This window comes from Pseudomonas sp. GV105, assembly GCF_003058185.1.
Taxonomy (GTDB): domain Bacteria; phylum Pseudomonadota; class Gammaproteobacteria; order Pseudomonadales; family Pseudomonadaceae; genus Aquipseudomonas; species Aquipseudomonas veronii.
Map to the genome: position 1 here is coordinate 360,675 of NZ_QBUF01000008.1, position 10,744 is coordinate 371,418.

General features: G+C 56.4%; 10 protein-coding genes and 4 tRNA genes. All 14 read right to left on the bottom strand.

All coding sequences use genetic code 11. The features are described 5' to 3' along the window. Positions 1–52: 52 nt before the first annotated feature. On the bottom strand, positions 53–4,126 hold the full coding sequence (gene rpoB, locus C8K66_RS18320) for a DNA-directed RNA polymerase subunit beta (RefSeq protein WP_017848798.1): 4,074 nt from the start codon (positions 4,124–4,126) through the stop codon (positions 53–55). A gap of 219 nt (positions 4,127–4,345) precedes the next feature. Further along, positions 4,346–4,711: a 50S ribosomal protein L7/L12 gene (rplL, locus tag C8K66_RS18325; RefSeq protein WP_017848797.1), complete on the bottom strand. Its 366-nt coding sequence runs from the start codon at positions 4,709–4,711 to the stop codon at positions 4,346–4,348. A 78-nt stretch (positions 4,712–4,789) separates the two neighbouring features. Continuing rightward, positions 4,790–5,290 (bottom strand): 50S ribosomal protein L10, encoded by a 501-nt coding sequence (gene rplJ / locus C8K66_RS18330; RefSeq protein WP_016969477.1) that lies wholly within the window; start codon positions 5,288–5,290, stop codon positions 4,790–4,792. A gap of 199 nt (positions 5,291–5,489) precedes the next feature. Beyond that, positions 5,490–6,185, bottom strand: coding sequence for a 50S ribosomal protein L1 (gene rplA / locus C8K66_RS18335; RefSeq protein WP_003232403.1), 696 nt, complete (start codon positions 6,183–6,185; stop codon positions 5,490–5,492). Beyond that, positions 6,185–6,616: a 50S ribosomal protein L11 gene (gene rplK / locus C8K66_RS18340; protein ID WP_003176435.1), complete on the bottom strand. Its 432-nt coding sequence runs from the start codon at positions 6,614–6,616 to the stop codon at positions 6,185–6,187. The genes rplA and rplK overlap by 1 nt, the downstream gene beginning before the upstream one ends. Positions 6,617–6,732: 116 nt before the next feature. Next, positions 6,733–7,266, bottom strand: coding sequence for a transcription termination/antitermination protein NusG (gene nusG, locus C8K66_RS18345; RefSeq protein WP_003176436.1), 534 nt, complete (start codon positions 7,264–7,266; stop codon positions 6,733–6,735). A gap of 9 nt (positions 7,267–7,275) precedes the next feature. Continuing rightward, positions 7,276–7,644 (bottom strand): preprotein translocase subunit SecE, encoded by a 369-nt coding sequence (gene secE, locus C8K66_RS18350; protein ID WP_003194658.1) that lies wholly within the window; start codon positions 7,642–7,644, stop codon positions 7,276–7,278. A 45-nt stretch (positions 7,645–7,689) separates the two neighbouring features. Further along, a tRNA-Trp gene (locus C8K66_RS18355) sits at positions 7,690–7,765 on the bottom strand. A 161-nt stretch (positions 7,766–7,926) separates the two neighbouring features. Continuing rightward, positions 7,927–8,002, bottom strand: a tRNA-Thr gene (locus tag C8K66_RS18360). Positions 8,003–8,028: 26 nt separating this feature from the next. Next, a tRNA-Gly gene (locus C8K66_RS18365) sits at positions 8,029–8,102 on the bottom strand. Between the two features lie 24 nt (positions 8,103–8,126). After that, positions 8,127–8,211, bottom strand: a tRNA-Tyr gene (locus C8K66_RS18370). 142 nt (positions 8,212–8,353) lie between these two features. Next, positions 8,354–8,800: a hypothetical protein gene (locus C8K66_RS18375; protein WP_017848796.1), complete on the bottom strand. Its 447-nt coding sequence runs from the start codon at positions 8,798–8,800 to the stop codon at positions 8,354–8,356. 7 nt (positions 8,801–8,807) lie between these two features. Beyond that, positions 8,808–9,557, bottom strand: coding sequence for a pantothenate kinase (locus tag C8K66_RS18380; protein ID WP_108525571.1), 750 nt, complete (start codon positions 9,555–9,557; stop codon positions 8,808–8,810). Beyond that, positions 9,547–10,506: a bifunctional biotin--[acetyl-CoA-carboxylase] ligase/biotin operon repressor BirA gene (gene birA / locus C8K66_RS18385; RefSeq protein WP_017848794.1), complete on the bottom strand. Its 960-nt coding sequence runs from the start codon at positions 10,504–10,506 to the stop codon at positions 9,547–9,549. The genes C8K66_RS18380 and birA overlap by 11 nt, the downstream gene beginning before the upstream one ends. Positions 10,507–10,744: the final 238 nt, after the last annotated feature.

Sequence of the window (10,744 nt, forward strand, 5' to 3'; positions counted from 1 at the left end):
TGGCGGAGCAGAGAGCGGGCCAAATAGCCCCGCTCTCGATTCGCGTCACGTGTTATTCGGTTTCCAGATCGATATCGATGCCGAGGGAACGAATTTCTTTGATCAACACGTTGAAGGACTCGGGCATGCCCGGCTCCATACGGTGATCGCCGTCCACGATGTTTTTGTACATCTTGGTCCGACCGTTCACATCGTCCGACTTCACTGTGAGCATTTCTTGCAGAGTGTAAGCAGCACCGTATGCTTCCAGTGCCCAGACCTCCATCTCCCCGAAACGCTGACCACCGAACTGAGCCTTACCACCCAGCGGCTGCTGGGTAACCAGGCTGTACGAACCGGTAGAACGAGCGTGCATCTTGTCGTCTACCAAGTGGTTCAGCTTCAGCATGTACATGTAGCCAACAGTAACCGGGCGCTCGAACTTGTTGCCGGTGCGGCCGTCGAACAGCTGCATCTGGCCGCTTTCGGGCAGGTCTGCCAGTTTCAGCATGGCCTTGATTTCGCTTTCCTTGGCACCGTCGAACACCGGGGTAGCCATTGGAACGCCGCCGCGCAGGTTCTTCGCCAGATCCAGGATTTCCTGGTCGGAGAAGGTATCCAGCTCTTCTTTGCGGCCGCCGATCTCGTTGTAGATCTCGTGCAGGAACTTGCGCAGGTCAGCAACCTTGCGCTGCTCTTCGATCATACGGTTGATCTTCTCGCCCAGACCTTTGGCCGCGAGGCCCAGGTGGGTTTCGAGGATCTGACCAACGTTCATACGCGAAGGTACGCCCAACGGGTTGAGGACGACGTCGACCGGGGTGCCATTGGCATCGTGCGGCATGTCTTCAACCGGCATGATCACGGAGACCACACCCTTGTTACCGTGACGACCGGCCATCTTGTCGCCCGGTTGGATGCGGCGACGGATTGCCAGGTAAACCTTGACGATTTTCAGCACGCCTGGAGCCAGGTCATCGCCCTGCTGCAGTTTGCGCTTCTTGTCTTCGAACTTGTCGTCCAGCAGACGGCGGCGATCGACGATGTAGGCCTGGGCCTTCTCGAGCTGCTCGTTCAGAGCGTCTTCAGCCATGCGCAGTTTGAACCACTGGCCGTGCTCAAGACCGTCGAGGACTTCGTCGGTGATGTCCTGACCTTTCTTCAGGCCCGCGCCGCCTTCGGCCTTGTGGCCTACCAGAGCGGAACGCAGACGTTCGAAGGTCGCGCCTTCAACGATCCGGAACTCTTCGTTCAGGTCCTTGCGGATCTCGTCGAGCTGGGTCTTCTCGATGGACAGTGCACGAGCATCACGCTCAACGCCGTCGCGGGTGAAGACCTGTACGTCGATGACAGTACCTTTGGTACCGGTCGGTACGCGCAGGGAGGTGTCTTTAACGTCGCTGGCTTTTTCACCGAAGATGGCACGCAACAGCTTCTCTTCCGGAGTCAGTTGGGTCTCGCCTTTCGGAGTGACCTTACCGACCAGGATGTCGCCTGCGCCAACTTCAGCACCTACATAAACGATACCGGCTTCGTCCAGCTTGTTCAGTGCAGCTTCACCCACGTTCGGGATGTCTGCAGTGATTTCCTCTGGCCCAAGCTTGGTATCACGCGCCACACAGGTCAGTTCCTGGATGTGGATCGTGGTGAAGCGGTCTTCTTGAACCACACGCTCGGACAGGCAGATGGAGTCTTCGAAGTTGAAGCCGTTCCATGCCATGAACGCGATACGCATGTTCTGGCCCAGCGCCAGTTCACCCATGTCGGTGGACGGGCCGTCAGCCATGATGTCGCTGCGCTGAACGCGATCACCCTTACGCACCAGCGGACGCTGGTTGATGCAGGTGTTCTGGTTCGAGCGGGTGTATTTGGTCAGGTTGTAGATGTCGACACCGGCTTCGCCAGTTTCAACTTCGTCATCGGCAACACGCACCACGATACGGCTGGCATCAACGGAGTCGATCACGCCGCCACGACGAGCCACGACGCAAACGCCGGAGTCACGGGCTACGTTACGCTCCATGCCGGTACCTACCAGCGGCTTGTCAGCACGCAGGGTCGGTACAGCTTGACGCTGCATGTTGGAACCCATCAACGCACGGTTGGCGTCATCGTGTTCCAGGAACGGGATCAGCGACGCGGCGACCGAAACTACCTGCTTGGGCGATACGTCCATCAAGGTGACGTCTTCCGGCGCCTTGACGGTGAACTCGTTCAAGTGACGAACAGCTACCAGCTCGTCGACCAGGACCTTCTTCTCGTTCATCGTGGCCGAAGCCTGAGCGATCACGTGATCGGCTTCTTCGATGGCGGACAGGAATACGATCTCGTCGGTGACCAGAGCGTCTTTCACCACACGGTACGGGCTCTCAAGGAAGCCGTACTGGTTGGTGCGCGCATAGGCGGCCAGGGAGTTGATCAGACCGATGTTCGGACCTTCCGGCGTTTCGATCGGGCAAACACGACCGTAGTGCGTCGGGTGTACGTCACGGACTTCGAAGCCAGCACGCTCACGGGTCAGACCGCCCGGGCCCAGTGCAGATACACGGCGCTTGTGGGTGATCTCGGAGAGCGGGTTGTTCTGGTCCATGAACTGCGAGAGCTGGCTGGAACCGAAGAACTCTTTCACCGCCGCAGCCACTGGCTTGGCGTTGATCAGGTCTTGCGGCATCAGGCCTTCGCTTTCAGCCATCGACAGACGCTCTTTGACCGCACGCTCAACACGTACCAGGCCAACGCGGAACTGGTTCTCGGCCATTTCGCCTACGCAGCGAACACGACGGTTACCCAGGTGGTCGATGTCATCGACGATGCCTTTGCCGTTACGGATGTCGACCAGGGTCTTCAGGACCGCAACAATGTCTTCCTTGCACAGCACGCCCGAACCTTCGATCTCGGTACGACCGATACGACGGTTGAACTTCATCCGGCCGACCGCAGACAGGTCATAGCGCTCAGGGCTGAAGAACAGGTTGTTGAACAGGGTTTCGGCAGCGTCTTTGGTCGGTGGCTCGCCAGGACGCATCATGCGATAGATCTCGACCAGCGCTTCCAATTGGTTGCTGGTGGAGTCGATCTTCAAGGTGTCGGAGACGAACGGACCGCAGTCGATATCGTTGGTGTACAAGGTCTCGATGCGAACAACCTGGGCCTTGGCGATTTTTGCCAGGATCTCGGTGTTCAGCTCGGTGTTGCACTCAGCCAGGATTTCGCCTGTGGCCGGGTGAACGATGACCTTGGCGGTCGTGCGACCCAGGACGTAGTCCAGAGGCACTTCCAGCGACTTGATACCGGCTTTTTCGATCTGGTTGATGTGGCGCGCAGTGATACGGCGGCCAGCTTCAACGATGACCTTGCCATTTTCGTCCTGGATATCCAGGACAGCAATTTCACCACGCAGACGCGAAGCGATCAGTTCCAGGCTGAGGGTTTCGTCCTTCAGGCTGAACACGTTGGTGGTGTAGAAAGCATCAAGCACTTGCTCAGTGGTATAGCCGAGCGCGCGCAGCAGTACCGAGGCCGGCAGCTTGCGACGACGGTCGATACGCACGAACACGCAGTCTTTCGGGTCGAACTCGAAGTCCAACCACGAACCACGGTACGGAATGATCCGCGCGGAGTACAGGAGCTTACCGGAGCTGTGCGTCTTGCCGCGGTCGTGGTCGAAGAACACGCCCGGGGAACGGTGCAGCTGGGAAACGATAACACGCTCGGTACCGTTGATAACGAAGGTACCGTTTTCAGTCATCAATGGGATTTCGCCCATGTAGACTTCTTGCTCTTTGATGTCCTTGATCGCTTTGTTCGACGATTCTTTGTCGAAAATGATCAGACGGACTTTTACCCGCAAAGGTACGGCGTACGTAACACCGCGCAACACGCATTCTTTGACATCAAATGCCGGTTCGCCCAGGCGATAACCGACGTACTCCAGCGCAGCATTGCCGGAGTAGCTGATGATCGGGAAAACGGATTTGAAGGCCGCATGCAGGCCCACGTCGCGGAACTGATCTTTGGTCGCTCCCGCCTGCAAGAATTCACGATACGAATCCAGCTGGATAGCCAGAAGGTACGGGACATCCATGACGTCCGGCAACTTGCTAAAGTCCTTGCGGATACGTTTTTTCTCAGTATATGAGTAAGCCATCAGCGTTCCCCAGCTTGGTCACCTGCTTGTTTGGCCCTCCCGACGGGAGCAGCCAGAAAATCTTGCAAACCCCTTGGTTTGCACCACCGCACCGGGTGGCTACAGCACGTTAATGGCGGCGACCGAGTCGACAGCCAAGAACGGAAAAAGGCCGGTGGCAAGAGCCACCAGCCATCAGCCTTCAGCTTAACGCTTGGGCTGGAGACGCAAGGTCGATGCTTACTTCAGCTCGACTTTAGCGCCTGCTTCTTCCAGAGTTGCTTTGGCTTTGTCAGCTGCGTCTTTGGCAACAGCTTCCAGAACCATGGCAGGAGCGCCGTCAACTACAGCCTTGGCTTCTTTCAGGCCCAGACCGGTCAGTTCACGAACTGCCTTGATCACGTTTACTTTCTTCTCGCCAGCTTCCAGCAGCATGACGTTGAATTCGGTTTGCTCTTCAGCAACAGCAGCAACAGCGGCTGGGCCAGCGGAAGCAGCGGCAGCGGAAACGCCGAATTTTTCTTCGAAAGCTTTGATCAGCTCAACAACCTGCAGAACCGACATTTCAGCTACGGCGTTGAGGATATCTTCTTGGGAGATAGACATTACTGTATTTCCTGAATTGGGGGACGGCCTACGCGGCCATCGAAATAAACAAAAATACGCGAGAGAAAATGCTCAGCCTTAGGCTGCGGCAGCTTCTTTTTGCTCGCGAACTGCAGCCAGAGTACGAGCCAGCTTGCTGGTAGCGCCTTGAATCACGCTCATCAGTTGCGAAATAGCTTCGTCACGGGTCGGCAGTGTTGCCAGTACGTCGATTTGGTTAGCTGCGAGGAACTTGCCCTCGAACGCAGCTGCCTTGATCTCGAACTTGTCCTGACTCTTGGCGAACTCTTTGAACAAACGGGCAGCAGCGCCTGGATGTTCTTTGGAGAACGCGATCAGAGTCGGGCCGGTGAACACGTCGTTGAGGACACTGTATTCAGTGTCAGCAACAGCGCGCTTGAGCAGGGTGTTACGTACAACACGTACGTATACGCCAGCTTCACGAGCCTCTTTACGGAGTCCGGTCATAGCGCCTACTGTCACACCACGGGCATCAGCCACGACAGCGGACAGAGCAGCTTTGGCAGCCTCGTTGACTTCAGCGACGATGGCCTTCTTGTCTTCGAGATTAATTGCCACGGGTTTAACTCCTGCTTGTTACCGTTTCATCTGGCCGAAGCCGGATGTCGTTTTGGTGTCTGATTCGGTAAGGAACCGGGAGCACCATCTGCGTAGGCTTGAGGTTTAAGACTTGCGTCGCCTACGGTCTTGGATAGCCCCCGCCAGGCAGGGACCCCAATTTTTTCAATTGGCGCGATCGCTCACGCCAACTTGTGTCTTATACGTCCAGCGAGCCTTGGTCGATGACCAGACCTGGGCCCATAGTGGTGCTCAGGGTAACGCGCTTGACGTAGATGCCTTTCGAGGAAGCTGGTTTGATACGCTTCAGATCAGCGATCAGGGCTTCAACGTTTTCCTTCAGCTTGACGGCATCGAAGCCGACTTTGCCAACGGAAGTGTGAATGATGCCGTTTTTGTCGGTGCGATAACGAACCTGACCAGCCTTGGCGTTTTTAACCGCGGTAGCGACGTCTGGGGTTACGGTGCCGACTTTTGGGTTAGGCATCAGGCCACGTGGACCAAGGATCTGACCCAACTGACCTACAACGCGCATTGCATCCGGGGAAGCAATAACGACGTCATAGTTCAGGTCGCCGCCTTTCATTTCGGCAGCCAGGTCGTCCATGCCAACGCGATCGGCGCCGGCGGCCAGAGCAGCTTCAGCTGCTGGACCTTGGGTGAAGACAGCAACACGTACAGTCTTGCCAGTACCGTGTGGCAGCACAGTAGCGCTACGAACGACCTGGTCGGATTTACGTGGGTCAACACCCAGGTTCACAGCAACGTCAACCGACTCGCTGAACTTGACAGTCGACAGCTCGGTCAGCAGGGCAGCAGCGTCTACAAAGTTGTAGGCCTTGCCTGCTTCGATTTTGCCGGCGATAGCCTTTTGGCGCTTGGTCAGCTTAGCCATTACACACCCTCCACGTTAAGGCCCATGCTACGAGCAGAACCGGCGATGGTACGCACGGCTGCATCCATATCAGCTGCAGTCAGATCCGCGTTTTTGGTTTTCGCGATTTCTTCCAGCTGAGCACGAGTCACGGTGCCAACCTTAACGGTGTTAGGACGAGCGGAACCGCTAGTCAGACCAGCAGCTTTCTTCAACAGAACCGAAGCCGGGGTCGACTTGGTTTCGAAGGTGAAGCTACGGTCGCTGTATACAGTGATGATCACTGGAGTCGGCAGACCTGGCTCAAGACCCTGAGTACGGGCGTTGAAGGCCTTGCAGAATTCCATGATGTTCACGCCGTGCTGACCCAGAGCTGGACCGACGGGTGGGCTAGGGTTGGCCTGAGCGGCCTTCACTTGCAGCTTGATGTAAGCGGTAATCTTCTTGGCCATGAGGCACTCCAATTACGGGTTCGAACGCCTCGAAAGGCTCCCCGGTTACTTGCGCGTTTATCCCAGTGACGACAAAACCCCACAGCCTAGGCTGCGGGGTTGGGATGCTTGCTCAGTTAGACCTTTTCGACCTGACTGAACTCCAACTCTACCGGAGTAGAGCGTCCGAAAATGAGCACTGCCACTTGGATCCGGCTCTTTTCGTAGTTAACTTCTTCGACGGTGCCGTTGAAATCAGCAAACGGACCATCGGTGACACGAACAACCTCACCTGGCTCGAACAACGTCTTCGGCTTAGGCTTGTCGCTACCGTCAGCAACACGACGCAGAATCGCTTCTGCTTCTTTGTCGGTGATCGGAGCAGGCTTATCGGCAGTACCGCCAATGAAGCCCATGACACGAGGGGTATCCTTGACCAAGTGCCAAGTACCTTCATTCATGTCCATCTGAACCAGCACGTAGCCTGGGAAGAACTTGCGTTCACTCTTGCGCTTCTGCCCATTCCGCATTTCAACCACTTCTTCAGTGGGAACCAGAATTTCGCCGAAGCCATCTTCCATGCCTGCCAGCTTTACGCGCTCCAGCAAAGAGCGCATAACATGCTTCTCGTAACCCGAGTAAGCATGCACAACGTACCAACGCTTAGCCACGGGACACCCTTAGCCAACAATCAAGGAAACAAGCCAGCCGAGCAGGGAATCAAGCCCCCACAACAGCAACGCCATAACCAAAACAACAGCCACAACAATCAACGTGGTCTGCGTGGTTTCTTGGCGAGTCGGCCAAACGACTTTACGAATTTCGGTGCGAGCTTCCTTTACCAGGACCGCGAAAGACTTGCCTTTGGCAGTCTGCAGGCCTACAAAGGCAGCTACAGCAGCGAGGGCGAGCAAAGCGAGTACGCGGTACAGGATCGGCGAAGCAGAATAGTACTGATTGCCAACAACGCCTACGACCACCAATGCGACTACAGCGAGCCACTTGACCAGATCGAAACGAGAGCTTTGAGCTTCAGCCTTAGGAGTCATCTATGAAGATCCTGTGAAAAGAAAGCCAGATACACCACGTGAATCTGGCAGGTCAGGAGGGAATCGAACCCCCAACCTACGGTTTTGGAGACCGTCGCTCTGCCAATTGAGCTACTGACCTAAAACAAAATCAGGCCGACCATTATGCAGGCCTGAAAAAGACTTTACAACAGCCAACCCCTAGAGACTTGAAACCAACCGGCGAAAACGCCCGTTACAACAGAATCAAGCCGAGATAGCCGTTAAAACAAAGGCAGATATTTTCATATCTGCCTTGTTATATGGAGCTCTTGAGCGGATTTGAACCGCTGACCTCACCCTTACCAAGGGTGTGCTCTACCAACTGAGCTACAAGAGCAAAACACGCTGCACAACCTGCAAACTTGGAGCGGGTAGCGGGAATCGAACCCGCATCATCAGCTTGGAAGGCTGAGGTTCTACCACTAAACTATACCCGCGGAGCTTGCAGCTCACGCTAAAAATGGTGGAGGGGGAAGGATTCGAACCTTCGAAGTCGTAGACGTCAGATTTACAGTCTGATCCCTTTGGCCGCTCGGGAACCCCTCCTAAGCGAGCCGGCATTCTACATCATGCCAGCCTTCTGTCAAGCATTTTCTCATTAAAAATATGAGGTTAGCTGCGTTGACCTTCGCTTCACACTGTAGGCCTTAAAGGTCTTCACTGCGAAGCGGGCGCCATTCTATGCAAACTATTCGAGAGTTGCAATGCCTTCGCACAGCATTATTTTATGTTTTAACTCATTGAATTCCTTAGCAAGGTTTTCAAACGGCAGATCCTCCGCCAGACGCCGGCTTTCAGGGGCCACACGAAGCCAGTAACCGGACGCCTCAGGCGTGCTCAACAGTTGAACCTTGACCTTTATATCCAGGCTTGTGAGGCGCTGCTCAAGCGACTGCGCCTGGCGCTGGTCGGCAAAGCCGCCGATGTATAAGCAGGTATTCTGCGCCTCGGGCGCTTTTGCTCGGTCACGCCGGGACACCGAGTCCGAGGACTCGCTTAGCAGCCGAATATCCTGCTGAGGGCCACGATACAGACTCAGGGGCGTGACATCCTTGGCGCGCAACGGCGCCTCTTGCTGATGCCAAACGTAATAGAAGGCATTAAGAACGAGTAAAAGTAAAAACAGCCAACGCATAAACACCTCAGGACAATGGACACGCCATGGCCAGACCAACGAAAACCAGGTCCGGGACCAACCGCGCCTGCGGCACGGCGTCCGAGACCAGATCAGCATCCCCACCCGTCAGGAATACGGTGAAATCATCACCCCAGTAGCTGCGGGCCAACTCGAGCTGGGTCAACACGAAGCCCCTGAGCATCAGCGTACAACCACGCTCGACAGCCTCCGCGGTCGTGCGCCCGGGGGAGAGCCGCTCCAGGGCACGCTCAGCCGCCGCGTCGTCGTAGCGTATCTTGCGGGTGTGCGTGCGCAACTGGTTGCGCATCAACGGCATGCCGGGGCAAATGAAGCCGCCCAGGTGCTGGCCGTCTGCCGCGATGAAATCGGCGGTGGCTGCGGTACCAAAATCGAGTACCAGGCACGCGCCCGGAGCCAACTTGAAGCCGCCCAGCATCGCCAGCCAGCGATCAAGACCAAGGCGTTCGAAGTCTTGGTAGCCATTGCGCACGCCAGCCATCTCTCGCGCAGGGACAGCACAGGAGACGACAACACCGAAAGCCCCTTGCAAAGCCTCGACCAGCTTATTGGTCTCTTCTGAAGCCCGAACACTCACCAATCGGCAACGCGCCAACGACAGGCCTGGTAGCGCTGCCAGGCTTTCAATCAATGCGAGGTCCGACCCCACAACACCTTCGGCGCAAGCTTTCGCCTGATCCGATTCAAGTACGCGCCATTTGATAAAGCTATTCCCACAGTCGAGCTCAAGAATCATCACGCAACCTCAGGCTTAGCTCACCACCGCTGTATATTTTTTCAACACCATCGACGCTCAAACGCAACGCACCCTGGCGGTCGACCCCCAGAACCACCCCGTCAACCTGATTGACTCCAGCAATGAGGGACACCGCCCTGCCCTGCCACAAGTGATTCTGCTCCCACTCCTCCTGAAGCGCCGCAAAGCCGGAGGCGGCGTGTCGCTCCAAGTAACGTTGCAACTGCAGCCCCAGCCGCGCCACCAGTAGATTGCGATCTACGGGAGAGCCCGTTTCAAGCTGCACCGACGTCCACTGCTGATCGATTGCCGCGACTTTCTGCATATTTACGTTGATGCCGATCCCGAGCACAACGTGGCAGATATCAGCAGGATCGCCGACCAACTCCAGCAGGATACCGGCAATTTTCTTCTGCCCCACCAAGACATCGTTTGGCCATTTCAAGGCGGCTCCTTGCACGCCCGACTCGCGCAAGGCCTGCATGACCGCAAGCCCCACAACCAGGCTCAACCCCTCTAGCTGCCGCAGACCGCCCTCGATGCGCAGCACGAGGCTGTAATACACATTCTGAGCGAACGGGCTGACCCACTTGCGCCCCCGTCGACCTCGCCCGGCGCTCTGCTGCTCGGCGAGCACCAGGAATGGTGCCGCGCAACCCGCATCGACAAGGCGCAAGGCTTCAGCATTGGTGGAGTCAATAGAATCGGATATGTGGACGGGCCATGCCAGAGAAGGCGCCTTCAGCGCGATGTCTTCGGCATTCAAGAACACCAGCGGCGATGCCAACTGGTACCCCCTGCCACGCACTTTGTGGATGGGCAGGTTTAACTCAGCCTCAAGATGCTGAAGCTGCTTCCATACAGCACTGCGACTGACGCCCAGGGCAGCGCCCAGCGCTTCCCCGGAGTGGAATCGACCATCTTTCAGAAGTTTTAACAACGTCAGCATGCAAGTATCGCCTCACAATGAGGCACGCATGATAGCCATGCGCAGGGTCATTGCATAGAAAGGCCGGGCCTTAGCACTGACGTCCGTCGCAAAGAGCCACTTGACCCTTTCCGACCGCCCAAAACAAAACCCCTGTCTGCGTAAGCAAACAGGGGTTCTGGAATTTAATCTTGACGATGACCTACTCTCACATGGGGAAACCCCACACTACCATCGGCGATGCATCGTTTCACTGCTG